Origin of the sequence: Streptomyces sp. NPDC002994 (genome assembly GCF_040611155.1) — a bacterium.
GTDB lineage: Bacteria > Actinomycetota > Actinomycetes > Streptomycetales > Streptomycetaceae > Streptomyces.
In genome coordinates this window covers 37,981-62,920 of the sequence record NZ_JBEXNQ010000033.1, presented here as the reverse complement: position 1 = coordinate 62,920, position 24,940 = coordinate 37,981, and the positions used below count along the sequence as shown (strand labels likewise).

Annotated in this window: 28 protein-coding genes and 1 pseudogene; 12 read left to right on the top strand and 17 right to left on the bottom strand. The window is 70.1% G+C overall.

Features of this window, described 5'->3' with window-relative positions:
* Position 1 precedes the first annotated feature (1 nt).
* Positions 2-763 carry an amino acid ABC transporter ATP-binding protein gene (locus ABZX79_RS32550; RefSeq protein ID WP_355265828.1) on the top strand — a complete coding sequence of 254 codons (762 nt, stop codon included), beginning with the start codon at positions 2-4 and terminating at the stop codon, positions 761-763.
* Positions 764-829: 66 nt separating this feature from the next.
* On the opposite strand, the gene ABZX79_RS32545 is transcribed toward ABZX79_RS32550, so the two are convergent.
* Positions 830-1,606, bottom strand: coding sequence for a class I SAM-dependent methyltransferase (locus ABZX79_RS32545; RefSeq protein WP_355265825.1), 777 nt, complete (start codon positions 1,604-1,606; stop codon positions 830-832).
* Between the two features lie 86 nt (positions 1,607-1,692).
* Here ABZX79_RS32545 and ABZX79_RS32540 point away from each other — a divergent pair, with 86 nt between their 5' ends.
* Positions 1,693-2,322, top strand: a complete 630-nt coding sequence (locus tag ABZX79_RS32540) for a CGNR zinc finger domain-containing protein (protein WP_355265822.1) — start codon at positions 1,693-1,695, stop codon at positions 2,320-2,322.
* On the opposite strand, the gene sodX is transcribed toward ABZX79_RS32540, so the two are convergent.
* Positions 2,226-2,651, bottom strand: a complete 426-nt coding sequence (sodX, locus tag ABZX79_RS32535) for a nickel-type superoxide dismutase maturation protease (RefSeq protein WP_355265819.1) — start codon at positions 2,649-2,651, stop codon at positions 2,226-2,228. The genes ABZX79_RS32540 and sodX overlap by 97 nt on opposite strands.
* A gap of 144 nt (positions 2,652-2,795) precedes the next feature.
* On the opposite strand from sodX, the gene sodN reads away from it, so the two are divergent.
* Positions 2,796-3,191: a superoxide dismutase, Ni gene (gene sodN / locus ABZX79_RS32530; protein WP_355265816.1), complete on the top strand. Its 396-nt coding sequence runs from the start codon at positions 2,796-2,798 to the stop codon at positions 3,189-3,191.
* A gap of 7 nt (positions 3,192-3,198) precedes the next feature.
* On the opposite strand, the pseudogene ABZX79_RS32525 reads toward sodN, so the two are convergent.
* The 4 genes and pseudogenes from ABZX79_RS32525 to ABZX79_RS32510 all read right to left on the bottom strand — a co-directional run.
* Positions 3,199-3,463 (bottom strand): annotated as a pseudogene (locus ABZX79_RS32525) (tyrosine-type recombinase/integrase); the annotation flags it as partial.
* A 62-nt stretch (positions 3,464-3,525) separates the two neighbouring features.
* Positions 3,526-3,780, bottom strand: a complete 255-nt coding sequence (locus tag ABZX79_RS32520; protein ID WP_355265813.1) for a DUF6332 family protein — start codon at positions 3,778-3,780, stop codon at positions 3,526-3,528.
* 38 nt (positions 3,781-3,818) lie between these two features.
* Positions 3,819-4,709, bottom strand: coding sequence for an ATP-grasp domain-containing protein (locus ABZX79_RS32515; protein WP_355265916.1), 891 nt, complete (start codon positions 4,707-4,709; stop codon positions 3,819-3,821).
* Between the two features lie 154 nt (positions 4,710-4,863).
* Positions 4,864-6,906, bottom strand: a complete 2,043-nt coding sequence (locus tag ABZX79_RS32510; protein WP_355265810.1) for a calcium-binding protein — start codon at positions 6,904-6,906, stop codon at positions 4,864-4,866.
* A gap of 318 nt (positions 6,907-7,224) precedes the next feature.
* On the opposite strand from ABZX79_RS32510, the gene ABZX79_RS32505 reads away from it, so the two are divergent.
* A complete protein-coding gene (locus ABZX79_RS32505; protein WP_355265807.1) occupies positions 7,225-7,890 on the top strand; it encodes an HNH endonuclease family protein in 666 nt (221 codons plus the stop codon).
* A gap of 11 nt (positions 7,891-7,901) precedes the next feature.
* Here ABZX79_RS32505 and ABZX79_RS32500 read toward each other — a convergent pair whose 3' ends face one another.
* The 3 genes from ABZX79_RS32500 to ABZX79_RS32490 form a co-directional block, all read right to left on the bottom strand.
* On the bottom strand, positions 7,902-9,110 hold the full coding sequence (locus ABZX79_RS32500; RefSeq protein WP_355265804.1) for a winged helix DNA-binding domain-containing protein: 1,209 nt from the start codon (positions 9,108-9,110) through the stop codon (positions 7,902-7,904).
* Between the two features lie 11 nt (positions 9,111-9,121).
* Positions 9,122-10,003: an NAD(P)H-binding protein gene (locus tag ABZX79_RS32495; protein ID WP_355265801.1), complete on the bottom strand. Its 882-nt coding sequence runs from the start codon at positions 10,001-10,003 to the stop codon at positions 9,122-9,124.
* Between the two features lie 66 nt (positions 10,004-10,069).
* On the bottom strand, positions 10,070-10,975 hold the full coding sequence (locus tag ABZX79_RS32490; protein WP_355265798.1) for a DMT family transporter: 906 nt from the start codon (positions 10,973-10,975) through the stop codon (positions 10,070-10,072).
* Between the two features lie 70 nt (positions 10,976-11,045).
* On the opposite strand from ABZX79_RS32490, the gene ABZX79_RS32485 reads away from it, so the two are divergent.
* Positions 11,046-11,654 (top strand): helix-turn-helix domain-containing protein, encoded by a 609-nt coding sequence (locus ABZX79_RS32485; RefSeq protein WP_355265795.1) that lies wholly within the window; start codon positions 11,046-11,048, stop codon positions 11,652-11,654.
* 15 nt (positions 11,655-11,669) lie between these two features.
* On the opposite strand, the gene ABZX79_RS32480 is transcribed toward ABZX79_RS32485, so the two are convergent.
* On the bottom strand, positions 11,670-12,632 hold the full coding sequence (locus tag ABZX79_RS32480; RefSeq protein WP_355265792.1) for a LysR family transcriptional regulator: 963 nt from the start codon (positions 12,630-12,632) through the stop codon (positions 11,670-11,672).
* A 196-nt stretch (positions 12,633-12,828) separates the two neighbouring features.
* On the opposite strand from ABZX79_RS32480, the gene snpA reads away from it, so the two are divergent.
* Entirely contained in the window at positions 12,829-13,473 is a 645-nt protein-coding gene (snpA, locus tag ABZX79_RS32475) for a snapalysin (RefSeq protein ID WP_355265789.1), read from the top strand.
* A gap of 83 nt (positions 13,474-13,556) precedes the next feature.
* Here snpA and ABZX79_RS32470 read toward each other — a convergent pair whose 3' ends face one another.
* Together ABZX79_RS32470 and ABZX79_RS32465 are read right to left on the bottom strand one after the other, a co-directional pair.
* On the bottom strand, positions 13,557-14,270 hold the full coding sequence (locus ABZX79_RS32470) for a DUF6304 family protein (RefSeq protein ID WP_355265786.1): 714 nt from the start codon (positions 14,268-14,270) through the stop codon (positions 13,557-13,559).
* A gap of 48 nt (positions 14,271-14,318) precedes the next feature.
* Positions 14,319-14,897: a dihydrofolate reductase family protein gene (locus ABZX79_RS32465; protein WP_355265783.1), complete on the bottom strand. Its 579-nt coding sequence runs from the start codon at positions 14,895-14,897 to the stop codon at positions 14,319-14,321.
* Positions 14,898-15,036: 139 nt separating this feature from the next.
* Between ABZX79_RS32465 and ABZX79_RS32460 the strand changes: the two genes are divergently transcribed.
* The gene (locus ABZX79_RS32460; protein WP_355265780.1) at positions 15,037-15,612 is read left to right on the top strand and encodes a TetR family transcriptional regulator; all 576 of its coding nucleotides are present in this window, start codon (positions 15,037-15,039) and stop codon (positions 15,610-15,612) included.
* On the opposite strand, the gene ABZX79_RS32455 is transcribed toward ABZX79_RS32460, so the two are convergent.
* The 3 genes from ABZX79_RS32455 to ABZX79_RS32445 all read right to left on the bottom strand — a co-directional run bounded on the left by ABZX79_RS32455 (position 15,587) and on the right by ABZX79_RS32445 (position 18,873).
* Positions 15,587-16,201, bottom strand: a complete 615-nt coding sequence (locus ABZX79_RS32455; RefSeq protein WP_355265777.1) for a GNAT family N-acetyltransferase — start codon at positions 16,199-16,201, stop codon at positions 15,587-15,589. The two genes, ABZX79_RS32460 and ABZX79_RS32455, sit on opposite strands and share 26 nt — an antisense overlap.
* A 131-nt stretch (positions 16,202-16,332) precedes the next feature.
* Positions 16,333-17,376, bottom strand: a complete 1,044-nt coding sequence (locus ABZX79_RS32450) for a family 2 encapsulin nanocompartment cargo protein polyprenyl transferase (RefSeq protein ID WP_355265913.1) — start codon at positions 17,374-17,376, stop codon at positions 16,333-16,335.
* Positions 17,377-17,460: 84 nt separating this feature from the next.
* Positions 17,461-18,873, bottom strand: a complete 1,413-nt coding sequence (locus ABZX79_RS32445) for a family 2B encapsulin nanocompartment shell protein (RefSeq protein ID WP_355265774.1) — start codon at positions 18,871-18,873, stop codon at positions 17,461-17,463.
* A gap of 250 nt (positions 18,874-19,123) precedes the next feature.
* On the opposite strand from ABZX79_RS32445, the gene ABZX79_RS32440 reads away from it, so the two are divergent.
* Both ABZX79_RS32440 and ABZX79_RS32435 read left to right on the top strand, forming a co-directional pair.
* Positions 19,124-19,714 (top strand): N-acetylmuramoyl-L-alanine amidase, encoded by a 591-nt coding sequence (locus tag ABZX79_RS32440; RefSeq protein WP_355265910.1) that lies wholly within the window; start codon positions 19,124-19,126, stop codon positions 19,712-19,714.
* A 22-nt stretch (positions 19,715-19,736) separates the two neighbouring features.
* On the top strand, positions 19,737-20,843 hold the full coding sequence (locus ABZX79_RS32435; RefSeq protein ID WP_355265771.1) for a 1-aminocyclopropane-1-carboxylate deaminase: 1,107 nt from the start codon (positions 19,737-19,739) through the stop codon (positions 20,841-20,843).
* Here the strand turns inward: ABZX79_RS32435 and ABZX79_RS32430 are convergent.
* Positions 20,822-22,420 (bottom strand): Na+/H+ antiporter, encoded by a 1,599-nt coding sequence (locus ABZX79_RS32430; RefSeq protein ID WP_355265768.1) that lies wholly within the window; start codon positions 22,418-22,420, stop codon positions 20,822-20,824. The genes ABZX79_RS32435 and ABZX79_RS32430 overlap by 22 nt on opposite strands.
* Positions 22,421-22,467: 47 nt before the next feature.
* Between ABZX79_RS32430 and ABZX79_RS32425 the strand changes: the two genes are divergently transcribed.
* The 3 genes from ABZX79_RS32425 to ABZX79_RS32415 all read left to right on the top strand — a co-directional run bounded on the left by ABZX79_RS32425 (position 22,468) and on the right by ABZX79_RS32415 (position 24,409).
* The gene (locus ABZX79_RS32425) at positions 22,468-22,728 is read left to right on the top strand and encodes a UBP-type zinc finger domain-containing protein (RefSeq protein ID WP_355265765.1); all 261 of its coding nucleotides are present in this window, start codon (positions 22,468-22,470) and stop codon (positions 22,726-22,728) included.
* Between the two features lie 227 nt (positions 22,729-22,955).
* Complete coding sequence (locus tag ABZX79_RS32420) at positions 22,956-23,369, top strand: anti-sigma regulatory factor (RefSeq protein WP_214977859.1); 414 nt, start codon at positions 22,956-22,958, stop codon at positions 23,367-23,369.
* Positions 23,370-23,479: 110 nt separating this feature from the next.
* Complete coding sequence (locus ABZX79_RS32415; protein WP_355265907.1) at positions 23,480-24,409, top strand: RNA polymerase sigma factor SigF; 930 nt, start codon at positions 23,480-23,482, stop codon at positions 24,407-24,409.
* Between the two features lie 40 nt (positions 24,410-24,449).
* Here ABZX79_RS32415 and ABZX79_RS32410 read toward each other — a convergent pair whose 3' ends face one another.
* Positions 24,450-24,881, bottom strand: a complete 432-nt coding sequence (locus ABZX79_RS32410) for a hypothetical protein (RefSeq protein WP_355265761.1) — start codon at positions 24,879-24,881, stop codon at positions 24,450-24,452.
* Positions 24,882-24,940 lie beyond the last annotated feature (59 nt).

Below are 24,940 nucleotides of genomic sequence, written 5' to 3'. Positions count from 1 at the left end.
CATGACCGCCATGGTGAAGGCCGAAGGCGTACACAAGTCCTACGGCGCCGCCCACATCCTCAAGGGCATCGACCTGGAGGTCGCCCCGCGTGAGGTGTTCTGCCTGGTCGGCCCGTCCGGCTCCGGCAAGTCCACGTTCCTGCGGTGCATCAACCACCTGGAGCAGATCAACGCGGGCCGGCTCTCGGTCGACGGCCAGCTCGTGGGCTACCGCCAGAAGGGCGACAAGCTGTACGAGCTGAAGGACAGCGAGGTCGCGGCCCAGCGCCGGGACATCGGCATGGTCTTCCAGCGCTTCAACCTGTTCCCGCACATGACCGCGCTCGCCAACGTCATGGAAGCGCCGATCCAGGTCAAGGGCGAGACCAAGGCCGTGGCCCGGGAGCGCGCCGAGCGCCTGCTCGACCGCGTCGGCCTGGGTGACAAGGCGGGGAACTACCCGTCGCAGCTCTCCGGCGGCCAGCAGCAGCGTGTGGCGATCGCCCGCGCGCTGGCGATGGAGCCGAAGCTGATGCTCTTCGACGAGCCGACGTCGGCGCTCGACCCCGAACTGGTGGGCGACGTACTCGACGTGATGCGTGGTCTCGCCGAAGACGGCATGACGATGATCGTCGTCACGCACGAGATGGGCTTCGCGCGTGAGGTCGGCGACGCGCTGGTCTTCATGGACGACGGCGTGGTCGTCGAGGCGGGCAACCCGCGCGACGTACTGACGAACCCGCAGCACGACCGCACGAAGGCGTTCCTCTCGAAGGTTCTCTAGCACATACGCGAAGGGGCGGTACGGACCATCCGGTCCGTACCGCCCCTTCGCGTATCGCGGTCGTCGCTACTTCAGGGCCAGCACCAGCGCGTCCGACGGTGAGCGCCACACGGCCCGCGCCTCCGCGAACCCGCCGGTCTCGCGCAGCGTCCGCGCGTGCCACTCCACGCTCGGCGTGTCGCCGTCCGCGTGCTCGCCGTAGATCTCGAACCGCTTGGCGGTCGGCTCGGCGAGTACGGGGTCCTTGGCGGCGAGGGCCCACCAGTCGGCCCAGTCCACCGCGCCCTCGGCCTTGCCCCGGTCCATCTGGGCGTGCCGGTGGGCGCGCTCGGCCGCGTTGATGCGCGGGGTGCCCTCGTCCTTCATGTGGTCGGCGTTCATGAAGACGCCGCCGGCGCGCACGAGCCCGCCCAGCTGCCCGTACAGAGTGGTGAGGGGCTCACTGTGCAGCCAGTGCAGGGCGGTGGCGGTGAGGACGGCGTCGTACGACGTGTGCGGCAGCGCACGCGTCCACTCGGCGTCCTTCAGGTCGGCGGTCACGAACGTCACCCGATCGTCCCCGTCGAAGTACCCCCGCGCGATGGCGAGCAGCGCCGGGTCGAGGTCCACGCCCGTGCTGGTGGCCTTCGGGAACCGCTTGAGCAGCCGGTCCGTAATACTTCCCGTACCGCAGGCGAGATCCAGCACCCGCGGCTCGGGGCCGACCAGCGCCTCGACCATGTCCAGCATGACCCGGAACCGCTCCTCGCGGTCGGGCATGTACCACTCCTGCTGCCGGTCCCAGCTCTCCTGCCAGGCCGCCCAGTCCGTCCCCGTCGTCGTCCCCAGGTCCGTCTCCGCCATCAGAACTCCTCCGCCGCATTCCGTAATACCCTCGAAGCGCAACCAGCCATTACGCAGACTTTAGACCGCCCCCGTAAGGACTACAAGTGGAACTGGCCTATTACTCGGACTACGCCGTGCGCCTGGTCAACAGCGAGGAGCCGGCCCGCAACAAGGACACCCTCACGTCGGTGGAAGCGGTCAGGGCCCTGTTCGGCGTCAACGCGTCGGCGGCCCGCCGTGCCACGGACGCGGACGTCACCCGGTTCCGTTCCGTACGGGCCCGCCTGCGCGCGATCTTCGAGGCGGCGGACGGGGGCGACGAGACCCTCGCCGTCGACCTGCTGAACTCGCTCCTGATGGAGTTTCCGGTCAGCCCGCAGATCTCCGGCCACGAGACGCGCAAGGAGGACGGCCGCCCCGACTGGCACATGCACCTCGCCGACCATCCGTCCAACGCGACCGCGGGGTACGCCGCCATCGCGTCGATGGGCCTGGCCTTCCACCTCACCGAGCACGGCGCGGACCGCCTGGGCCTGTGCCAGGCAGCCCCGTGCCGCAACGCCTACCTGGACACGTCCACCAACCGCTCGCGCCGCTACTGCTCCGACCGCTGCGCCACCCGCGCCAACGTCGCCGCCTACCGGGCGCGCAAGCGCCTGGAGACGGAGCGGTCGGCGAGCACGGGCCGTACGGCGGAAACCAGCCAGGCCAGCACCACCCCGACCGACCGCTGACGCCCGGCCCGGATCGGGCGGTACCGCGCCCGCACCCGCCCCAGCACCAGCTCGGCCGGCACCGCCCCGAAGGCCCGGCTGTCCACGACTTCGGCGTCCGGATTGTCCCCGAGCACCCACCACCCACCGTCGCCGAGCTCCACCAGCCGCTTGACGATGAGCAGATCCTGCTGCAAGGGATGCCGCAACACAGCCACATCCCCCGCCCGCAGTTCCGCCCCGTAATGCACGAGCAACTGATCGCGGTGCAGCAGCGTCGGCACCATGGAAAGACCCGTCACCTCGGCGACCCCGAACATCGCTGCCGGCTCGCGCCCTTGATCCACCATCCGGTACCTCCCGGTCCGATCCTCCACCAGTCCCATACTCACCCTGGACTTTTGACCTAAGCCCATGGGGGCACCCGCGAAAACACGTCTCTCACGGAGTAATGTCCCACCTGAGAAGACGATCACGAGGAAGGAAGCTCTTACATGCTCTCCCGCCTGTTTGCCCCCAAGGTGAAGGTCAGCGCACACTGCGACCTGCCCTGCGGCGTGTACGACCCGGCCCAGGCCCGCATCGAGGCCGAGTCGGTCAAGGCCACGCAGGAAAAGATGCAGGCCAACGACGACGCGCACTTCCAGGCGCGCGCCACGGTCATCAAGGAGCAGCGCGCGGAGCTCGCCAAGCACCACGTTTCGGTGCTGTGGAGCGACTACTTCAAGCCCCCGCACTTCGAGAAGTACCCGGAGCTGCACCAGCTCGTCAACGACGCCCTCAAGGCGCTCAGCGCCGCGAAGGCTTCGACGGACCCCGCGTCGGGCCAGAAGGCGCTGGACTACATCGCCCAGATCGACGCGATCTTCTGGGAGACCAAGAAGGCTTGATCTCTACCTAGGCCGCCTGACCTGCGTTTTCGCGGGTCATATCGCCTACCTGTCCGCACCCGGTCCGCAGGCCGCCGAGAACGGCGTCCATGACGGTCCGGGTGCGGTCTTCTTCGCCCGGCCACAGGTGGGCGTAGATCCGCAGCATGATGACGGCGGACGCGTGGCCGAGGCCATCTGACCTGCTTGACGTTCGCTCCGCCGGCGATGAGCGCGGAGGCGAAGAAGTGGCGCAGGTCGTGGGTCACCATGTGCGGCAGCTCGACGGGCTTGCAGCCCCGAGCACTCCTTATCGCCACCCACCCCCATAACATGCACCCAGCCCTTCGTTGCACTAGCGACCTGCTCTGCGCTGCCTGCCGTGCTGACGCAATACATGCACGATGCGCACAATGCCCGCCGGGGCTCCGACGCATCCGCCCACAATGAGAAGGGTTTGGGATACGGGGCGCGAGAGATGCCAGATGAACGCTGGTGTCACGATCGCGCCGAAGATGAGGAGCGCCAGGACTCCACCGCTTACCAGCGCGTACATGATCTCGACCGTGACGGCGTCTTTTTCCCAACGGGACTCCCGTCCTCTGTCCATGTAAGTCGCGCAGCCCTTCTCAGCAGTGATTCCATCTCTCAGAAATGGAGGGCAGACCGTGCCGGTAGGTAACTGACAGACCCCTCCACAGGAACCCCGCCTCCGCCGCCAGAACGGTACACAAGACGTGGGTCTGTCGGCGTCCGCCAGAACGGGCGGTCCCGCTCGGTCGGCCGCGACCGTGGGCCGGCGGAACGCAGGACGACGTCCAGGGCCCGGTCGGGGTCGGCGGCGTAACAGCTGCTGAACCAGGCCATGTTCGCCTCGACCACTGCCCAGGCCCCCGTGGAACCGCCCAGGAGTCCCACGTCGATCACCACCGCGCTGGGCAGCGTACGGTCGCAGGCGGCGAGGAGGCGTCCCGCGAACTCCAGGACCGCGTCCCGGTGACGGTGCCCTTCGAGCGGCGCCGCGTCGAGGCGTCCGAAGGTGGCGTACTGCGAGCCGGTCCGTACCTCGCCGTCCAGGACGTACAACCGGAACTCCGCCGCCCAGCTCACCACTTCACTGATCTGCACCGGCAGGTCCGGTGAGAGCTCCGGCCCTGTGGGCAAGGCGCTGCCGTCGGCGTACACATCGGCCGGGAAGCTCTTGTCGCTCGGCGGTTTGACGAACGCGGGGTGCGACAGATGCCGCGCCGCTCCCAGGGTCGCCAGGGCGATCTCCCGCCCGGTGAACTCCCTGGCCAGGGTGGACAGCCACTCGTCGGGCGGCTCCAGGAGCGCTACCCCGAGTTCATCGGCGACGCCCGCCGCGAAGACGGGCCCGCCGTAGTAGTGGCCGCCCCGCCGTTGCCGGCCCACGGCCCGCGCCCGGCCGGGGAAGGGAAGCACCTCTACGTCCATCCCCCGGCGCCGGGCCGCCACCGCGAGCAGTTCCCGGGTCGGTGTGCGCTGCGGTGCCACCGCCAGAAAATCTCGCTGCGTCATCGTCATCGTCATCGTCATCGTCATCGTCATCGTCATCGACTACATGTTGGCTCCCGCGGTTCGCTCGTGTCTTCGGGTTTGTTCGGGCATCAGTGAAGCCGCCACCAGTGCCCCGTTCGGGGCACTGGTGGCGGCTCTGTGGGGAGGTGCGTTCCTACGGGCAGCTGGTGCGGGTGTCGCCCGGGTCCGTGGTGCAGGTGTCGGAGTCGGGGCCGCCGTTGGCGGTGTCGTTGCCGGAGACGTTGTCGACGGTGTTGAGCCGGTCGTTGCCGTAGCTGCCGTTCAGCGTGTCGCTGTCGGGGCCGCCGTTCAGCGTGTCGTTGCCGTAGCCGCCGTCGACCCAGTCGTTTCCGAAGTTGCCGTAGACGGTGTCGTAGCCGTTGCCCGCTCGGATGGTGTCGTTGCCGCCGAGGCCGCAGATCACGTCGTTGCCGCTGGTGCCGGTGATGGTGTTGGCGGCGCTGGTGCCGATGATGGTGCAACCACGGGAGTTGTTCACGGTGGTGGTCGCCGTCGCGGTGTCGTTGGTCGTCACCGGGTCGGTTTCCGCCGCGTCGGCCCTGGCCGTGTTGGTGAGGGTGCCGGTGGACCTCGGTTCGGCCACCACGGTCACCGTGGCGCTCGCGCCGGGGGCCAGCGCGTCCAGGGAGCAGCTGACGGTGGTTGTGGTGGTGCAGGTGCCCTGGCTGGGCATGGCCGACACCAGCGTCGCACCGGCTCCGGCGACGGAATCGGTCAGGGTGACGCCGGTGGCGAACGTGTCGTCGTCGGTGTTGGTCACCCGCACGGTGTACGTGGCGCGGTCACCGATGCTGACCGTGGTCGTACCACTCTTCGTGACCGATACGTCCACGCCGGCCGGGGGCGGCGGGGTGGTGCCGCCGGCGCCCAAGTAGCGGGCCACCGCGTGGTTGTCGCTGGCGTTGCCGGAGACGACGATCTTGCCGTCGGACTGGAGTGCCACACCGCGCGCTTCGTCCCAGTTGCCTTCGAAGTCGGTGGTCACCTTGCCGTCGCCGCCACCGAAACCGGTGTCCAGGCTGCCGTTGGTGTTGTAGCGGGCCACCGCCCAGTTGCCGACGGCGCCGCCGGCGGCGACGATCCTGCCGTCGGACTGCAGGGCCATGTCGAAGGCACGAGCGTCGAAGGTGCCGAAGTCGGTGGTCACCTTGCCGTCACCGTCGAAGCTCGTGTCCAGGCTGCCGTCCACGTGGTAGCGAGCCAGCGCGAAATCACCGGCACCGTTCCCGGCGGCGATGATTTTGCCGTCGGACTGCACCGCCACCCCGCGAGCCGTGTCTTCCCCGTTGAAGGACGTGGTGACTGTGCCGTCACCACCGAAGCCTGTGTCCAGGCTGCCATCGGCGTTGTAGCGGGCCAACGCGAAATCGGGGGCGTAGTCGTTGGGGACGTACCCGGCATGACCGGCGGCGACCATGCTGCCGTCGGACTCCACCGCCAGGTCGAAGACCGCCGCCCCGCCGCGTGCGAAGGGTGTACGTACCGAGCCGTTGTCGCCGAAGCTGGTGTCCACGCTGCCGTCGGCGTTGAAGCGGGCCACCACGAAGTCGCCGTCGAGCCCTCCGGCGGCCACAATCCTGCCTCCGGACTGCAGCGCTACCGCGTACGCGGCCGCGTTGCCGCCGGTTTGGAAGTCGGTGACCACCGTGCCGTCGCCGCCGAAGGTGGGGTCCAGGCTGCCGTCGGTGTTGAAGCGGGCCAGCCCGAACATGCCCCTGCCGTCGGGCGCATCGCTGCGGCCGACCGCGACGATCTTGCCGTCGGACTGCACCGCCACATCGTGGCCCTCGTCGTTGGTCAGGTCGCCGAAGTCGACCACCACCGTGCCGCCGGCGCCGAAACCGGTGTCCACGCTGCCATCGGTGTTGTAGCGAATCAGCACGAAGTCGTTGGGCCCGTCGAAGTTGAAGCCGCTCCCGATGGTGACGATCTTGCCGTCGGACTGCAGCGCCACGTCCTGACTGTCTTCCATGTAGAGGACGTCGCTGATGACTTTGCCGTCGCCGCCGCCGAATGCGGGATCCAGGTCGCCGGGCGCGGCCGCCGCGGATCCGGGCAGGGCCAGTACGAGCGCGAAGGCCGCCGAGGCCGCCACCCCGGCCCGGCCGGCTCGCCGCAACGTTCTTCGCAGCCCAGAAATGAACAGGGGCATGGACATGGACATGGACACGGACATGCGGTCCACTCAGCCTCTCGTACCCGCCGCTCCGGCCCGGACCTCGGAGGAGGAGCGGCTGTCCTGGAGCGTTCGGCGACAGCTTCATCGCCGCCACCACGAAGGAGGCATTACGGCTTGCCGGGCTGCGCCTGCTGGACGCCTAGATCCACTCGCACGAGTGAGAGCCACCACCCCGGTAACCCGGCGAGCGGCCGGCCGTCGAGTGCTCACCGCATCGGATTGCCCCCGTGCGGGTGATCTGTACGGACTCTGCGGCGTGTCCGGGTGACAGGTGTCGCTAGTACTGGTCCGTCCGTACGAGATGGAGGGATCCGTATGCGCAAGCTCAGTTTCCTGGTGTCAACACTCCTTGTCGCCACCACAGTTGTAGTCGGGACGGCGCCGGGCGCCGTCGCCGCGCCCGGTGACACGGTCACTACGACGGTCGAGAAAGCCATCGAGAATCTGCCCGTCGCCGCCGAGGACAGCGCCGGGTACAGCATCGGCAAGTTCAAGCACTGGACGGACCCGGACCAGGACGGTTGCAGCACGCGGGCGGAAGTCATCATCTCGGAGGCGACCACGCCGCCCGCCGTCGACCGGTGGTGCACCATCACGGGCGGCGCCTGGCACTCGTACTACGACAAGAAGGACCACTCCGGCGCCGGGTCCCTCGACGTCGACCACCTGGTGCCGCTGGCCGAGGCGTGGCGCAGCGGTGCGTCGGCGTGGACCGATGAGGAGCGGGAGCGGTACGCGAACGACATGGCCGACCCGAGAGTGCTCGCCGCCGTGAGCGCCACCGAGAAGCGTAAGAAGGGCGACCGGGATCCGGCGCGGTGGGAGCCGTCCGACGACAGTGCGGACTGCCGGTACATCGCCGAGTGGGCGGCGGTGAAGGGGCGTTGGAAGCTGTCGGTGGACGAGACTGAGCTGGCGGCGCTGCAGAACATGGTGGTGGAGTGCCAGACGGAGGAGATCACTTACGAACTGGCCCTCTGACGCGCCCGCGTTCAGGCGGTCCCGGTCAGCTCCTCCTCCAGCCACGTCTTGCCCCGCGTGCGCGCAGTCAGGCGTACGCCCGTCAGCAGCGGGGCAAGGCGCTCGGCCTCCGCGCGAACCGCTGCCTCGGCGTCCCGGCCCACGTCCTCCAGGTAGCGGCAGACGATCTCGCCCTTGGCGTCCTGCGCCCAGCCGCCGACGATCCGGCCGTTCCACCACACGGAGGGGCCGATGTTGCCCGCGCGGTCGAAGAGGCGGGAGGCGTGCTCGCCGAGGTACCAGTCGCGTTCGTGCCAGCCCATCGGCGTCGAGTCCAGGGCGGGCAGCAGCGCGGCCCACGGCTCGGGGGCGGGCGTCGGATCGAGGTCGTCGGGGAGCAGCAGGCCGGTGCCGCCGCCCTCCAGGTCGGCCTCGACCGTACCGAGTTCGGCCAGGGCGCGCTTGACCTGCGTCTTGCTCCAGCCCGTCCACCAGCGCAGATCGTCCGCCGTACCGGGACCGAACGCGCGCAGCCAGCGCCTGGCCAGGTCGGTCTCGGCCTCCTGGGTGTCCAGTTCGGCCAGGCCGTCCGGACACCACCGGGTCAGGGGTGACCAGCGGTACTGGTGGGAAGTCCACGATCCGCGCGGCCTGCCCCGTACCGCGAGCCCTTCGGCAGCGAGCAGGAGCAGCAGGCGGCTGGCGACCTTCTGGCGGCCTTCGTAGGACTTTCCCTTGGACAGTACGATCTCGGTGCTCAGCCGGGGGTCGGCGGCCGCCAGTTCCGCCGCTGTGACCTCGCCACCGGCCTCCAAGGCGTCGAGCGCGGCCCGCTCGGCCCCGGCGATCCATTCCTCGACGCCGGCCGCGTCGGCGGCGACCCCCGTCTCGGCCAGGAATCCCGCCAGGTTGCGGCGCTCGCGCACGGCCACCGCGCGCGAGCACGCCGCCTGGACGACGGGGGCGACGTCGAGGGAGGTGACGAACACCGTGCGGCGCATGCCGAGCAGCCGCAGCAGCGAGCGGTCCTCGTACAGCGCGCGTTCGACGTCCGCGACGCCGCCCGCCCGCATCCGTACCAGCGCGCCGAGATGGACGGACGACGGGTCGGTGCCGTGCAGCGCCACCAGGTCGCGCGCGACCTCCACCGGGTCGTCCGACCTCGCCTCCACGGCCAGCCGGTGCCGCCACGCCAGACGTGCCCTGCGCTCGTCCGTGTCCACCCGCATCCGCGTCGCCATGGTCACGGACCCTAACGGACCAAGTGCCGGTAGCTGTCCGGGTTTTCGCCGAGAAAGTCGGCGAAGGCGGTCGCCGGGCGGCCGGCGAGCGTGGGCACGGCGTCGGAGACGGCTTCCATCTCACCGTTCGCGATGGCCTCGTACGACGTCACCCAGCCCTGGACCTCCCACGGCTCGGCGTTGTACCGCTCCCGTGAGGCGTATGCCTCCTCAGGCGACTGTGGTACGTAGGTGATCTCGCGACCCGTGGCCCGGCTCAGCTCCGCCGCGATCTCGGCGAACGACAGGGCCTGGGGGCCGGTCAGCTCGTACGTGGCGCCGTCGTGACTGTCGAGGTCCTCCAGCTCGGCGAGGAGTACGGCGGCTGCCGCGTCCGCGATGTCCTCGTGCGCGACGGCCGAGACGCGCCCCTCACCGCCCGGTCCGCGGATCACGCCGTCCTTGCCGGTCATGGCGGGGAGCGCGGCCTGGTAGAAGCTGTCGCGCAGGAAGGTGTGGCGCACGCCGGTGTTGCGGATGTACTGCTCGGTGTGCCAGTGGTCACGGGCGAAGGTGAACGTCGCGTCCGGTGCGGCGCCCAGCAACGACACGTACACGATCCGCTCGACGCCGGCCGCGACGGCCGCGTCCACGGCGGTCTTGTGCTGGCGCACCCGGCCGGGGTTCTCGTGCGCGGAGACGAGGAAGAGCGTTCCGGCACCGTCCACCGCGGCGCGCATCGCCTGCGCGTCGCCGTAGGAGGCGGGCGGCGCCTTGACCGCGCCGGGCAGGTCCGGCAGGCGGGCGGGGTCGCGGCCGAGGAGGAGCTGGGAGACGCCGGCGCCGGAGAGACGGCGCGCGAGCTGGCCGCCGATCCGGCCGCTCGCTCCGGTGACGGCGATTGCTGGGGCCATGGAGGTGTCCTTTGCTGCTGCGTCGTGCGCTGCCTGACGGTCCGGTGCCGACCGCCCTCTACAGCGTCAATGGACCGCGGCCGGGGAGCATTCCTTCGTACGGCCATTGGCACCATCGCTGCGGACGATCACCACGGCGGCGAGGCAGACCACCAGACCGGCGGCGGTCTGCGGGCCGAAGGGCTCGCCGAACATCAGCGCGCCCCAGACCGCGGTGACCGGCGCCATCAGGAACATGAGCGTGTTGACGGCGGTCACCCCGGAACGCCGCAGGACGAGCCAGTACAGGCCGTACCCGCCGAAGGTGGCGAGCACCACGAGCCAGCTGATCGCGAGCCAGAACGACGGTTCGGCGGGCGGCAGCGCCGCTCCGGAGGCCGTCGCGAGGGCGGTGAAGACGACGGCGCTGGTGGCGCAGTGGACGGTCATCGCGACGGAGGGTGCGACCGGTGCACGGGAACGGCCTTCGAGGAACGTCGCCGCCACCAGGCAGAGCATGCCGAGGAACGCAATGGCGTACGCCCACGGAACGACGCCGTCGACGGCCCCCGCGTCGGCCAGCGTGACGGTCGCGACGCCCACCACGCCGAGGAACAGCCCGACCCACTGCCTGCGCGAAACGTGCTGGTGCAGGAGCGGACCCGCGAGCGCTCCCGCCAGGAGCGGCTGCGTGCCGTCGATCAGGGCGGTCGTGCCGCTGGAAACGCCCAGCTGGATCGCGTAGTAGACGGTGAGCAGGTAGCCGCTCTGGGAGAGCGCGCCTATCGCCGCCTGACGGAGCAGGTCGCGGGCCGTCAGACCGCGCCAGGCGGCCCTGGTGAGGGTGGCGGCGACGACGGCCAGGACGAGGCCGAGCGGCAGGAAGCGCCACATCAGGATCGTCACCGCGTCGGCGCTTCCCGCACCCAGCTTCGCGCCGATGAAACCGGAGCTCCAGCAGAGTACGAACGCGGCGGAGAGCAGGACGTTCATAAGGGGCCACCCCTCCCATCGGGTATACAGATCGGTCTACTCCCTTACGACTATACAGATCGGTATACTGATGGGCATGAGCAGCAGCACCGCGGAGCCCCGCCGCATCACCATGACCCCCGGCGCGCAGCGCGCCCTGGACGCCGCCTCGCGGCTCTTCTACGAGCGCGGCATCCATGCCGTGGGGGTCGACCTGATCGCCGCCGAAGCGGACGTCACGAAGAAGACGCTGTACGACCGCTTCGGCTCCAAGGAACAGATCGTCGTGGAGTACCTGGCCGCCCGTGACGAGCGCTGGCGGGCCTTCCTCGCCGAGCGGCTGAAGTCCGAACAGCGACCCGCGGAAAGGATCCTCGCCGTATTCGACGCTTCCCGGGCATGGATGGAGGAGCACAGCCCCAGGGGGTGCAGCATGGTCAACGCCCACGCCGAGATCAGCGATCCGTCCCATCCGGCGTACGCGATCATCACGGGTCAGAAGAAGTGGATGCTCGCGCTCTTCACCGACCTGGCGAGGGGCATCGACGGACACCGGAGCCGGGGCGGCGCCGACCAACTCGGGCGTACGCTCATGCTGCTCCACGAGGGGGCGCTCGTCGCGCACGGCCTCGGCATCTTCAAGGACCCGGTCGCGCACGCCCGCGAGGAGGCGAAGCGCCTCATCGGGACAGGCGCGTAACCCGCCCCCCGCACATCACGCCACCGCGCTGCCCGACAGCAGCGGGCTCTCGTTGCGCAGCAGCCACTGCCGGTACCCGGGTGCCCGCATCGCCGCGTCGCGGTACGCCGCCTCCAGATCGGCGTACACCGCTGCCGCCTCGGTGAATCCCGGCCGCGACACCAGCAGCAGCCGTACGGCGAGCGGGTCGCCGCGCAGGGGCCGGATCGCCATGTCGTCGCGCGGCCCGGACGTCGGCTGGCAGGGTGCGACGGCCTCGCCCATCACGATCAGGGACATGGCGGTGTGGTAATCGCCGCGCAGTACGGGCGGATTGAGGCCGACGGCGCCGAAGACGCGCTGCACGCCGTCCCATTCGCCGTCCACCGTAGGGTCGACCATCCACCGGTCGCCGGCCAGGTCGGCCAGCTCCACCACGGAACGGCCTGCCGCCGGATGGTCCCGTGACATCGCGATGAACTGCGGCTCCCGCTCGACCAGTACGCGCTGTTCGAGCCCGGCGGGCACCCGCAGCGCCGCCCCCTCCACCTCGTGCACGAAGGCGACATCGAGTTGCCCGGCCGCGAGCAGCCGGAGCAGCGTACGGGCCGATACGTCGACATGCAGGGAGGTGTCGGTCTCCGGCAGCCGCGTACGGAGCCTGCGCAGCCACCCGCCGATGACGCGGCTGGCGGTCGCTCCGATGCGCAGTTGCGGGCCTTCCGCGGAACGGGCCGCGGCCGCTCTCGTGTCGGCCACGAGAGCGCTCATCTGCTCCACGAGCGGACGCGCCCTGCTGAGCACCGATCGCCCCAGCGGCGTCGGCCGGCAGCCGGTGCGCTCGCGCGAGAACAGTTCGGCGCCCAGCGAGTTCTCGATGCGGCGAAGCTGCGTGGTCAGCGAGGGCTGGCTCATTCCGAGCGTACGCGCGGCCTTGTGCAGGCTGCCGGTGTCGGCGATGGCGCACAACGCACGAAGGTGCCTGACCTCGAGCTCCATGCCTCGACACTAAGGCGGGTCACTGGGGCCACACCAGACGTCATAAGCACAGGAATCACCTCTGATTCGAGCGGAGTTGGCCGAGGTGATGCGCTCGCGCTATCACCGGCTGACATCATCCGCGGCCGGCCAGCACGTCGGACACTCTCCCTACCCAACCGTTTGACATGAACGGAACGAGTAGGAGCCCCCCCACATGGCCACACGGAACCCCAGAACCCTTCTCGCCGCCGCCCTCGGCCTCGGCCTCGCCGCCGCGACCCTCGGCGCCGCACCCGCGACCGCGGCGCCTTCCGCCCCGCACAACTCGCACGTCTCGTACATCTCGTACGAGAAGTCCAAGGAGAACGCCGCCGCCAACAAGGCCTTCTTCGACGCCGTGAAGAAGTCGGTCGCCCACAAGCGCGCCGCGAACCCGGACGCGCTGGCCGTCACCGTCGTCTACTCCGCGGCGAACGCGCCGACCTTCCGCACCCAGATAGCGAGGAGCACCCAGATCTGGAACAGCTCCGTCACCAACGTGAAGCTCCAGGAAGGCTCGAACCCGGACTTCGTCTACCGCGAGGGCAATGACCCCCGCGGCTCGTACGCCAGCACCGACGGCCACGGCAGCGGCTACATCTTCCTCGACTACCGCCAGAACCAGCAGTACAACTCGACCCGCGTCACCTCCCACGAGACCGGCCACGTGCTGGGCCTGCCCGACCACTACTCGGGCCCGTGCAGCGAGCTGATGTCCGGCGGCGGCCCCGGCACCTCCTGCCAGAACGCCACCCCGGACCAGCGGGAACGCAGCCGCGTCAACCAGCTTTGGCAGAACGGCTTCGCGCCGGCCTCCTGACTGCCCCAGACCCCGCGCCTCAATCGCCGGAAGGGCCCCATAGGAGCCCGTCCGGCGATTGAGGCCCCCGGCAGCGGCCCTGGCTAGCCCACCGCCTCCGCGGCCACCGGCTCCTCCCGCACATAAGGAAACGCACCCCGGTACCCCGTCCCCGGGCCCTTCCCCGGCCGGCGCTCGAAGTCCGCGCACGCCCAGGTCTCCTGCACGAACCCGGACCGCACGTCCCACAGCCCAAGCAGCGCGTCCTTGCCCTCGGCCGCCCGGTACTCGTCCTTCGCACCCCGGAAGCAGGCAAGACTCCCGAACAGCCCGCCGGCCATCGGGTGGTAGTCGGAGAAGGCACACGAGATGCAGGCCCGCAGATACGCACCGGCCGGCAGCCGGCGTTGAATCACCGTCAGCGCGTGCTCGAAGTCGTGCTCCGCCCGCTCCGACTCGTACGCCGCCCCGTCGAAGTGCAGCGTCAGCGCCAGGTGTTCGCGATCAATCGCGCCTCCGGGAAGGGGCTTCCCGAGCGCGAGCAGGCAGCTCAGGGTGGCCCGGTGCACCCGTCCGTCGGCGTACACCGGCATCGGGATGTCCCACTCGAGTACGCAGTCGCACAGCGATCCGCCCGACAGCGCGAAACCCCCACCCTCGGACGGCGGCCCGGCCACCGGTTCGAGCGCGTCGAAGCTGTCGCCCTCGAAGTCGACTCCCCTGATGCGGGTGCGCAGCCGCTGCCCGTCCGCCGTGATGGTGACGGCGACGGAACCCTCGCGGTCGCGGTACCAGCCGGCCCATGGCTCTCCTGTCATGGGCCGGACTTTAGCCCGTTCGGGCGTACGCCCCGAACAGTCCCTCGCTCACCGCTTCTTGCTGTACGTCAGGACAATGGTCCCGTTGTCGAAGGTCCGGCTCGATTCGAGCGCGAAGTCGAGCACGCCGAACTCGGCGGAGAACACGGGGACGCCAGAACCGGTCGCGATCGGGTAGACCTTGAGGACCAGTTCGTCGATCTCCTCCAGCAGCTGCCCCGCGAGATGCGCCCCGCCCGCGAGGTAGATGCCGAGGCCGTCCTCCTGCTTGAGGTCGCGGACCTTGGCGGCGACATCGCCGGAGATGACTTCGACATCGGGGTCGATCGACTTGTCGACGCTGTTCGACACGACGTACTGACGCAGATGCTTGTACGGGCTCGTGATCCCGAGCTCCAGGGCCGCGTCGTACGAGGCGCGCCCCTGAAGCATCGTGTCGAAGTGCTTGTTCTCCAGGTCGTCCACGCCCAGGTGCTGTCGCGCATGGGTGGGGAGACAGTCCGGATACTCGCCGATGAGGAAGTCCTTCATGAAGGACTCGCTCAGTGGAAAGAAGTCGAAGGTGCCGTCGGGCGCCGCGATGAAGCCGTCGATGGACATACCGACGTAATACGTGAGCTTGCGCAAGCTGATCCTCTGTTTGGAAGACAAGGGGGGCGCGGCAGGGGGAAACGTGCACCCCCGCCCGCAACCACGACGGCTATAGTGCTTCACCTGTAGTGGTTGCGCAAGCCCCTTTTTGGAAAAGGGAGTTGGGAAGTGCCCGATGGTCCGTAATCCCGAGCGAAGGACCGCCCTGGTCGACGCCGCGATCGAGGTGCTCGCACGCGAAGGCGCACGCGGGCTGACGTTCCGCGCCGTCGACGCCGAGGCCGGCTGCCCGGTCGGCACCGCGTCCAACTACTTCACCGGACGCGACGATCTGCTCACCCAGGCCGGGGGCCACATCTACGTACGCATGACCCCCGACCCCACCAGGGTCGCCGAGGCCATGCGCCCCGCCCCCTCCCGCGAGCTGGTCACCGAGCTGATGCGCTGGCTCGTGCAGCGGCAGACGGACGAGCGCACCAGCTACCTCGCCATGCTCGAACTACGCCTGGAAGCCACCCGCCGCCCGGCCCTGCGGGCGGAGCTCACCGCCGCCGTCCGCGCCACGCTCGACGCCAACATCCGCTTCCACCTCGACGCGGGGCTGCCGGGCGAAGCCGACGACGTGCTGGTGCTGTATCTCGCCATGACGGGCCTGCTGCTCGAAGTCCTCACACTGCCCGGGATCCTCCCCGAGGACGAACTGGGCGCACTGGTCGAGAAGGTGGTCACCCGTTCGCTGCCGCCGGCATGACTCTCGGCTCGCGCCACATGGGCCACATGTGGGGACCGCCGGGCAGGTCGACCGTACGGCCGGTGAAAGCGAAGCCGAGCCGCTCGTACAGCTTGCTGCTCCGCTCGCTGCTCGCCTCCAGGTATGCCGGTACGCCGTCGCGGTCGCAGCGGTCGAGGACCGGCTGGATCAGCGCCGTGCCGAGCCCCTCGCCCTGGCGGTCCGGGGAGACGGCGATGAGCAGCAGATACTCATGAGCCCGGTCGTGCGGATGCGCTTCGCCCGTCAGCCGGCCGACGAGCTCGGCGCGTTCGTTGTCCGGATCGGCGGTCTCCCTCATCCGAGCGGGCGTGTCGTCCTCCTCCTCCGGCAGCCCGGCCGGCACCTGCAGCCAGAGGGCCGTGGCCGATCCGTCCTCGGTTACGTCGACCCGCCCCTCGCCCAGGGCCACGTCGAGGAAGACGCCGAGGAATGTGCCGTGCACGCGGGCGCGGTGGGCCCGGTCGGGGAAGACCCAGCTGCTCACCGGGTCGTCCATGAAGGCCGCGTCCAGCAGCCGTACGAGCGCCTCGCGATCGCTCGCCCCCGCCTGTCGTATCTCCACACCCACGGTCCGGCCTCTTCTCTCCAGGATCAGGCTCTGTCATCTGAACTGACCTGAGCGATCCTAGAGTTGACGCCGCGCGAGAGGGCGGGCGCCCAGGGTTTTCCCCGGACGCCCGCCGTCGTCAGCTCCCCCGGTCAGCGTGTTCTGCGGGTGACGAATTCGGCGAGCGAGAGCAGGTCTCCCGCCGCCGCCAGGTCGGGCACCGCCCGCGACAGATGGTGCACGGCCCGGGCCATCCGGTCCGCCGCGTGCCCCTGCGCCCAGTCCCTGCCGCCCGCCCGGTCGACGGCGTCGGCCGCGCGGTGCACGGCGGCCCCGTCCAGCGGACCCGCGTACAGGCCGGCGAGCTCGGCCGCGGCCTCGGTGTCCGACGTCAGCGCCGCCACCACCGGGAGGGACTTCTTGTGGGCCGCCAGGTCGGCGCCCGCCGGTTTGCCCGTGTGGGAAGGGTCGCCCCAGATCCCGATCAGGTCGTCGATGAGCTGGAAGGCCAGGCCGGCCTCCCTCCCGAAGGCGTCCATGGCCGCGACCTCCTCCTCGTCCGCGCCCGCGTAGAGCGCGCCGAGCGCGCACGCGCACCCGAGCAGGGCTCCGGTCTTGGCCTCGGCCATGGTCAGGCACTCGTCCAGCGACACCTCCCGCGGCCCCCGCCGCTCGAATTCACAGTCGGCCTGCTGTCCCGCACACAGCTCGATGACGCAGGCGGCGAGCCGCGCCGACGCCCGGGCGGCTGCCGGGTGCGGATCCTCGGCGAGCAGCCGCAGCGCGAGGGCGCACATCGCGTCCCCGGCGACGATCGCGTCCGGGACGCCGAAGACCGCCCAGGCGGTGGGCCTGTTCCTGCGGGTCGCGTCCTCGTCGATGACGTCGTCGTGGAGCAGGGTGAAATTGTGCGTGAGCTCCACGGCGGCCGCCGCCCGTACGGCCCGCTCCGGATCCCCGCCGAGCGCCTGGGTGGCGGCCAGGACGAGGGCGGGCCTGATCGCCTTGCCCGCCTGTCCCCCGTCCGGGGTGCCGTCGGCCTGTTCCCAGCCGAAGTGGTACATCGCGATCCGCCGCATGGAACCCGGCAGGCTCTCCACGCCCGTGCGTAAATGAGGGTTGACGACGCCGCGGGTCCGTTCGAGGAGGTCCGCCGAGTCGTGTCCCTCGGTGGCGGCCGCTTCCGCTCTGGTCATGGTCACGGTCACTTCCTCCAGGGTTGTGCTTGCACGGTGCCCTCCGGCCGGGGGCACGGACCCGCCTGGCGAGTGCCCGGCAGCTCAGCGCCACCTGCCGATCTCGACGTTCTCCAGGACACCGAGCGCGTCCGGCACCAGCACCGCCGCCGAGTAGTACGCCGTGACCAGGTAGCGGATGATCGCCTGCTCGTCGATGCCCATGAAGCGCACCGACAGGCTCGGCTCGATCTCGTCCGGAATGCCGCTCTGCTGGAGCCCGACGACGCCCTGCTCGGCCTCGCCCGTACGCATGCAGATGATCGAGGTCGTACGGGCGTCGCTCACCGGGATCTTGTTGCACGGGAAGATCGGGACGCCGCGCCAGGTGGGCACCCGGTTGCCGCCGATCTCGATGCTTTCCGGGTTCAGACCGCGCTTGTTGCACTCGCGTCCGAAGGCGGCGATGGCACGCGGGTGGGCCAGGAAGAGCTTGGAGCCGCGCCGCCGCGAGAGCAGCTCGTCCATGTCGTCCGGGCTCGGCACGCCGTCGTGCGGCTGGATGCGCTGCCCGTAGTCGCAGTTGTTGAGCAGCCCGAACTCACGGTGGTTGATGAGTTCGTCCTCCTGGCGCTCGCGCAGCGCCTCCACGGTGAGCCGCAACTGCTGCTCGGTCTGGTTCATGGGCTGGTTGTAGAGGTCCGCGACCCGGCTGTGGACCTTCAGCACGGTCTGCGCGACGCTCAGTTCGTACTCGCGCGGCGCCGCGTCGTAGTCGACGTACGTGTGCGGGACGACGGCCTCGCCGACGTGGCCCGCGGACAGGTCGATGGGCGCCTCGCCGTATTTGTTGGTGCGCTGGCGGGGCAGCGTCCGTACCCGCGTGAGGTGGTCGCGCAGCGATTCCGCCCGGTCGGCGAGCGTCAGCACGTCCTGCCGCGACAGGGTCAGGACGGTGCACGCGGTCTGCGCGCGGGCCGTGTACCCCCAGGTGCCGTTCTCCTCGACGAGGGCCTGGTCGCCGAGGTAGGCCCCGTCGGCGAGGACGCCGAGCACCGCCTCGTCGTCGTACGGGCCGTCGCCGACCTTCTCGATCCGGCCGTGCGCCAGCAGAAGGACCGTTTCGGCAGCGTCGCCGGCCGTTGCCAGCACTTCACCGGCCGCGTACTCGCGCTGTGCGCACCGCTGCGCCAGCTCGGCGAGCACCGCTTCGTCGCCGAAGGTGCGCAGCGCGGGCAGTTCGCACAGCTCGCCCGGGATGACCTGGACGCGGTCCCCGGTCTGTACGAACGTCACTCGCCCGTCGCCCACGGAGTAACTGAGCCGGCGGTTCACCCGGTACGTACCGCCCTGGACCTGGACCCACGGCAACATCCGCAGCAGCCACCGTGAGGTGATCTCCTGCATCTGCGGTGCGGACTTGGTGGTGGTCGCCAAGTTCCGCGCGGCGGCCGTACCGAGACTCTGCTGCGGTTGTGCCTGCTCTTCGCGGATCTCGGAACCTGCCTCGACCGACATCTGACTCCCTCTCGATCATGTGCTGCCTTGCGTCAAAAACCCTTACAGCGAGGGAGCCGGGGCGCCATTACACAAACGAGTGTGACTAGATCACCGGCGGGCGGGGCAGGTCGCACGGCCGCAAGGCCGAGGACCGGCGCGGAAGATGACCGAATCGGCTCGCACGCGACCCGAACAGGTGGTCGTGGCAGCGGAGTTCGGGTACAAGCAGCGGTACGAGATGATGCGCGACTCACCTAAGGAGGCGGCCATGGCCTCACCCATGTCCGCGAGCAGATTCCTCGACGTACTGAGAGACGAGGGCATCAAGGTCGTCCAGGTCGGCGACTGGCGTACACACAACCGCAACCACAAGGGCCCCTGGGGCCCTGTGCACGGCGTGATGATCCACCACACCGTCACCTCCGGCACGTCCAAGACCGTCCGAATCTGCCGCGACGGCTATCCGGGACTCCCCGGTCCGCTCTGCCACGGCGTGATCGCCAAGAGCGGCTCCATCCATCTGGTCGGGTACGGCCGCGCGAACCACGCGGGGCTGGGTGACGACGACGTACTGCGCGCTGTCATCGCGGAGAGGGCGCTGCCGCGCGACAACGAATCCAACACCGACGGAAACCGGCACTTCTACGGCTTCGAGTGCGAGAACCTCGGCAACGGCGAGGACCCGTGGCCGGAGGCGCAGCTCGAAGCGATCGAGCGGGCGGCGGCCGCGGTCTGCCGGCACCACGGGTGGAATTCGCGTTCCGTGATCGGCCACCTCGAATGGCAGCCGGGGAAGGTCGACCCGCGCGGCTTCTCGATGAACACGATGCGTGGGCGCATCCAGGACCGCCTGAATTGACGCCTGCGCCGACAATGGGTGCATGACCCACGAAGCGCTCGACCTCTCCCGCCTGCGGCCGCGGCTGCCGTCGCCGCTGTGGCAGGCCGAGGACGAGCGCTTTACCCGTCGGGGCGTACGGCTGCTGCTCAAGCGCGACGATCTGATCCACCCGGACCTGCCGGGCAACAAGTGGCGCAAGCTGGAGCTGAATCTGCGGGCCGCGGCGGGGCGTGCGGTGCTCACGTTCGGTGGCGCGTACTCGAACCATCTGCGGGCTACGGCCGCCGCCGGGCGGCTGCTGGGCTTCCCGACGATCGGCGTCGTACGGGGCGACGAGCTGGCCGGCCGGCCCCTGAATCCCTCGCTCGCCCGTTGCGTGGCGGACGGCATGCGGCTGCACTTCGTGGACCGGGCGACGTACCGGGCCAAGGACGACCCCGGGGTCCTCGACACCATCGTGGCCGAGGCCAGTGCTGCCGCTGCGCGGGGCCTTTTCCCCGACCCGCCCCTTCCCGAACTGGGGCAAGCCCCAGCCCCCAGACCACGCAGACGCCCTCCGGGCGTGTCCTCAAACGCCGGACGGGCTGGATTTGCCGCTCAGGAGCGGAGTCTGGGGCAGCGCCCCCACGCGGCGGAGCCGCAAAATGTCACAGCGGGGAGGGGCGCGGTGGGGGAGCTCTACCTCGTTCCCGAGGGCGGCAGCAACGCCCTCGCCGTCCAGGGGTGCACCGCACTCGGGCGGGAGTTGCGTGGGGTCGCCGACGTCATCGGGGTCGCCTGCGGCACCGGCGGGACCATCGCCGGGCTCGCGGCGGGGCTGGGGTCCGGGCAGCGCGCCATCGGGTTCCCGGTGGTGAAGGGCGGCTTCCTGGGCGACGAGATACGCTCGCTCCAGGGCGCGGCCTTCGGCAGCCCGGTCGGCGACTGGACCCTGGACGACCGCTTCCACTGCGGCGGATACGCCCGTACCACCCCGGAACTCGAAGCGTTCGCCGCGGACTTCGAGGACCGCCATGGCCTGCCCGTGGAGCGGCTCTACGTCGCCAAGATGCTGTACGGGCTCACCACCCTCGCCACCGACGGCGCCTTCCCGCCCGGCACCACCGTCGCGGCCGTCATCACGGGTCAGCCGGACTCCGCCCGGTAGGCCGCCGCCTCCTCCAGGTCCAGCCTGCGCATCAGGCTGCGCAGCATCTCGTCGTCGATGCGCCGCTGGTCCCGCAGCTCCACGAAGACTGACCGTTCCGCGGCGATCATCTCCCCAGCGAGCCGCCGGTACGTGTCGTCCGCCGATTCCCCGGTCTCCTCGTTCACCGCGCCCAGCCGTTCCCACACGGCGTTTCGGCGCCTCTCGAGAACGGTCCGAAGCCGGTCCGCGAGCGGCTGCGGCAGTGCGTTCCGGGGATCGGCCAGCAGCTCCTCCAACCGCGCCTCCGCGGCCGACGAAGCCTCGCTCTGGGCCTGAGCCTCGGCGAGCGTCTCGGCGTACACATCACGCTTGGGCAGCTTCAGCAGGCGGATGAGCGGCGCGAGAGTGAGCCCCTGGACGACCAGCGTGGCGATCACAGTCGTAAAGGTGAGGAAGAGGACCAGGTTCCGCGCGGGGAACGGTTCCCCGTGTTCCACGGTCAGCGGGATCGAGAACGCGATGGCAAGGGAGACGACCCCGCGCATGCCGGCCCAGCCGACGATCACGGGTGACGTCCAGGTGACACCCGGCTCGCGTTCGCGGATGCGCCGCGACATGATCCGCGGCAGATACGTCGCCGGGAAGACCCACACGAAGCGCACCAGCACGACCGCCACGAACAGAGCGGCGGCGTACCAGACGGCCCGACCGCCCCCATAGGGACCGAGTCCGCGCAGGACGTACGGCAACTGGAGCCCGATCAGAGCGAACACGACCGATTCGAGGATGAAGGAAACCATCTTCCATACGGCGTGTTCCTGGATCCGGGTCGCGAAGTCCACCTGCCAGGAGCGATGTCCGAGGTAGAGGGCGACGACCACGACCGCGAGCACTCCGGAGGCGTGTACGTGCTCGGCCGCGGCGTACGCCACGAAGGGGATGAGGAGGGAGAGAGTGTTCTGCAGGAGTGGCTCTCTCAGGTGCGTACGCAGCCAGTGCAGCGGCACCATCAGCAGCAGCCCGACCCCCACCCCGCCGACCGCCGCGACCGCGAACTCCGCGATCCCGCCGAGCCAGCCGATGCTCTCGCCGGCCGCGGCCGCCAACGCGACCTTGAAGGCGGTGATGGCGGTGGCGTCGTTCACGAGGGACTCGCCCTGGAGGATCGCGGTGATGCGAGGGGGCAGTCCGACGCGGCGGGCGATGGTGGTCGCGGCCACCGCGTCGGGCGGCGCGATGACCGCACCGAGGACCAGCGCGGAGGTGAGAGTGAGCCCGGGAACGACCAGATACGCGAAGTAGCCGACGATCACGGTCGCGAACAGCACATAGCCGACCGAGAGGAAGGCGACGGGTCTGATGTTCGCCCGCAGATCGAGGTACGAGCTGTCCACGGCGGCCGTATACAGGAGCGGCGGCAGCAGCAGCGGCAGCACGATGTCCGGGCTCAGGGTGTAGTCCGGCACGCCCGGGATGTACGTCGCCGCGAGCCCCGCGGCGACCAGCAGCAACGGCGCCGGTACGGGCGTCCTGCGGGCCACGCCGGCGACCACCGCACTGCCCGCGATCAGGACCAGCAGTGGCATTGCGTCCATCGGTTCCGGCCCCGCCCTGTCGGCTCGTGCGTCGTAACCTGGCAATCATGACCGAGTGCCCCCACGTCGCCGAGCTGGCGCACCCCGAGCCGGTCCCGCTGAGTGACACCTGCCCGGAGTGCCTGGCGGTCGGCAGCCATCCCGTACAGCTGCGGCTGTGCCTGGGATGCGGGCACGTGGGGTGCTGCGACTCGTCGCCGCACCGGCACGCGTCCGCGCACTCCAAGAGCGAGGGCCATCCGGTGGTGCGCAGCTTCGAGCCGGGCGAGAACTGGCGTTGGTGCTATGTGGACGGTTCGATCGTCTGACGCGTGGGTACGTCAACCCGGCGCCGGTAGTTTCCAATTGGGCGCCGCAGACCCCTAGCCACTGTGCGTACTCATGTGCTTACCATGAGTGACGGTCCCGGGTGGGACCCGGGCGACAGGGCAGAATGGATCGCGATAGCGTCACCGGCGAACGACGTACCGCGTGGCTCCGGGGGGATGCTCCCTCCCGGTCCCCCGAAAGAGCTTGTGCCACCTTGGAGGTGAGGGTGTCCCAGATCGCAGGCGAGCCCGGGACCCAGGACTTCGTGGAAGTCCGGCTGCCCGCTGCAGGTGCCTACCTGTCCGTGCTGCGTACGGCCACGGCCGGACTCGCGGCGCGCTTGGACTTCACCCTCGACGAGATCGAGGATCTGCGCATCGCAGTCGACGAGGCCTGCGCGATCCTGCTCCAGCAGGCCGTGCCGGGTTCCGTCCTCAGCTGTGTCTTCCGGCTCGTCGAAGATGCACTCGACGTCACGGTCTCGGCCCCCACCACCGACGGACGCGCTCCGGAGCGCGACACCTTCGCCTGGACGGTGCTCTCGGCACTCGCGGGCAAGGTCGACTCCACGGTCGCCGAGGACCGTACGGTCACCATCAGCCTGTACAAACAGCGCGGCGCGGGACCCGGGCCGGCGTGAGGAACGGGGACGGGCCGGTGCGTAACGAGGAGCTCAGCCCACAGACGCCCACGGGAGGGCGCGCGGTCCCGGCCGAGCCGGCCGAGCCGGCGACGCCCGCCCCCGCGGACATCCCGGAGCAGCAGGCCCGGCCCCACCCGGTCGATGAACCTGTCGACGGGCCGGCGGAGGTGGGGGGCCTGGTAGGCACGGCGGTGGCGGCGGCGGAGCAGGCAGAGCGGGCGGGCCATATGAGCGAGCACGGGCAGCACTCCATGGAGCACGCGGAGCGCGGGCGCCACGATCCGCACGATCGCAGTCATGCGCGCTCGATGTTCATCGAGCTGCGCAAGCTGCCGGACGGATCGGCCGAGAAGGCGGAGCTGCGCAACCGGCTGGTGCGCATGCACCTGCCGCTGGTCGAGCACCTGGCGCGCCGCTTCCGCAACCGTGGCGAGCCGCTCGACGACCTCACCCAGGTCGCCACGATCGGCCTGATCAAGTCGGTGGACCGGTTCGACCCGGAGCGCGGCGTCGAGTTCTCGACGTACGCCACCCCGACGGTCGTCGGTGAGATCAAGCGGCACTTCCGCGACAAGGGGTGGGCGGTCCGGGTGCCCCGGCGCCTCCAGGAGCTGCGGCTGTCGCTGACGACGGCCACCGCCGAGCTCTCCCAGCAGCACGGCCGGTCCCCGACCGTGCACGAGCTGGCGGAGCGCCTGGCCATCTCGGAGGAAGAGGTCCTGGAGGGCCTGGAGTCCGCCAACGCGTACAGCACGCTGTCACTGGACGTGCCGGACACCGACGACGAGTCGCCGGCGGTCGCGGACACGCTGGGCTCCGAGGACGAGGCGCTGGAGGGCGTGGAGTACCGGGAGTCGCTGAAGCCGCTCCTCGAAGACCTCCCGCCGCGCGAGAAGCGGATCCTGCTGCTGCGTTTCTTCGGGAACATGACGCAGTCGCAGATCGCACAGGAGGTCGGCATCTCCCAGATGCACGTCTCCCGGCTGCTGGCGCGCACGCTGGCTCAGCTCCGCGAGAAGCTTCTGGTCGAGGAGTAGCCCGTACGCTCCATACGCCCCTGCGGCTGTCCCTGCGGCGTTACGCGTCGCGGGGACCGCGGATGCCCAGCGCCCGGTTCGTCTCGGGGTTGATCAGCAGCACCAGCGCCGCCACGGCCACCGCCGCGAGGGCGATGCCGGCCGGGATCAGCAGCGAGCCCTTGGAGTTCAGCAGGGTCCAGGCCACCGGCAGCGCCATGATCTGCGTGATGATCGCGGGCCCGCGGCTCCACGCGCGGCACTTGAGCAGCCCGCGCGCGGCCAGCAGCGGCAACAGCGCCAGGACGATCAGGGTCAGGCCGCCCATCTCCGCCTGCTCGGGCTTGTCGGGGCTGCCGAGCATCCCCATGACGAGCATGTACGCGCCACCTGCGACGAGGGCCAGGCCCTCCAGCGCGGCGAGCCCGGCGGCGGCGGTCAGCCGGCTGGGGCGGGGTCCGGCGGCGGATTCGGGAGTCTGCTCATTGCTCACCCCTGCAGCGTAACGGCCTGCCTCCGCGGACCAGGTCTGGGCCACGTACTCCCTACTGG

Coding starts and splice junctions, on each gene's coding strand:
- ABZX79_RS32550 (WP_355265828.1), top strand. CDS start 2: ATGACCGCCATGGTGAAGGCCGAAGGCGTACACAAGTCCTACGGCGCC.
- ABZX79_RS32545 (WP_355265825.1), bottom strand. CDS start 1,606: ATGGCGGAGACGGACCTGGGGACGACGACGGGGACGGACTGGGCGGCC.
- sodX (WP_355265819.1), bottom strand. CDS start 2,651: ATGGTGGATCAAGGGCGCGAGCCGGCAGCGATGTTCGGGGTCGCCGAG.
- sodN (WP_355265816.1), top strand. CDS start 2,796: ATGCTCTCCCGCCTGTTTGCCCCCAAGGTGAAGGTCAGCGCACACTGC.
- ABZX79_RS32520 (WP_355265813.1), bottom strand. CDS start 3,780: ATGGACAGAGGACGGGAGTCCCGTTGGGAAAAAGACGCCGTCACGGTC.
- ABZX79_RS32515 (WP_355265916.1), bottom strand. CDS start 4,709: ATGACGCAGCGAGATTTTCTGGCGGTGGCACCGCAGCGCACACCGACC.
- ABZX79_RS32510 (WP_355265810.1), bottom strand. CDS start 6,906: ATGTCCGTGTCCATGTCCATGTCCATGCCCCTGTTCATTTCTGGGCTG.
- ABZX79_RS32505 (WP_355265807.1), top strand. CDS start 7,225: ATGCGCAAGCTCAGTTTCCTGGTGTCAACACTCCTTGTCGCCACCACA.
- ABZX79_RS32500 (WP_355265804.1), bottom strand. CDS start 9,110: ATGGCGACGCGGATGCGGGTGGACACGGACGAGCGCAGGGCACGTCTG.
- ABZX79_RS32495 (WP_355265801.1), bottom strand. CDS start 10,003: ATGGCCCCAGCAATCGCCGTCACCGGAGCGAGCGGCCGGATCGGCGGC.
- ABZX79_RS32490 (WP_355265798.1), bottom strand. CDS start 10,975: ATGAACGTCCTGCTCTCCGCCGCGTTCGTACTCTGCTGGAGCTCCGGT.
- ABZX79_RS32485 (WP_355265795.1), top strand. CDS start 11,046: ATGGGCATGAGCAGCAGCACCGCGGAGCCCCGCCGCATCACCATGACC.
- ABZX79_RS32480 (WP_355265792.1), bottom strand. CDS start 12,632: ATGGAGCTCGAGGTCAGGCACCTTCGTGCGTTGTGCGCCATCGCCGAC.
- snpA (WP_355265789.1), top strand. CDS start 12,829: ATGGCCACACGGAACCCCAGAACCCTTCTCGCCGCCGCCCTCGGCCTC.
- ABZX79_RS32470 (WP_355265786.1), bottom strand. CDS start 14,270: ATGACAGGAGAGCCATGGGCCGGCTGGTACCGCGACCGCGAGGGTTCC.
- ABZX79_RS32460 (WP_355265780.1), top strand. CDS start 15,037: ATGGTCCGTAATCCCGAGCGAAGGACCGCCCTGGTCGACGCCGCGATC.
- ABZX79_RS32450 (WP_355265913.1), bottom strand. CDS start 17,376: ATGACCAGAGCGGAAGCGGCCGCCACCGAGGGACACGACTCGGCGGAC.
- ABZX79_RS32445 (WP_355265774.1), bottom strand. CDS start 18,873: ATGTCGGTCGAGGCAGGTTCCGAGATCCGCGAAGAGCAGGCACAACCG.
- ABZX79_RS32440 (WP_355265910.1), top strand. CDS start 19,124: ATGGCCTCACCCATGTCCGCGAGCAGATTCCTCGACGTACTGAGAGAC.
- ABZX79_RS32435 (WP_355265771.1), top strand. CDS start 19,737: ATGACCCACGAAGCGCTCGACCTCTCCCGCCTGCGGCCGCGGCTGCCG.
- ABZX79_RS32430 (WP_355265768.1), bottom strand. CDS start 22,420: ATGGACGCAATGCCACTGCTGGTCCTGATCGCGGGCAGTGCGGTGGTC.
- ABZX79_RS32425 (WP_355265765.1), top strand. CDS start 22,468: ATGACCGAGTGCCCCCACGTCGCCGAGCTGGCGCACCCCGAGCCGGTC.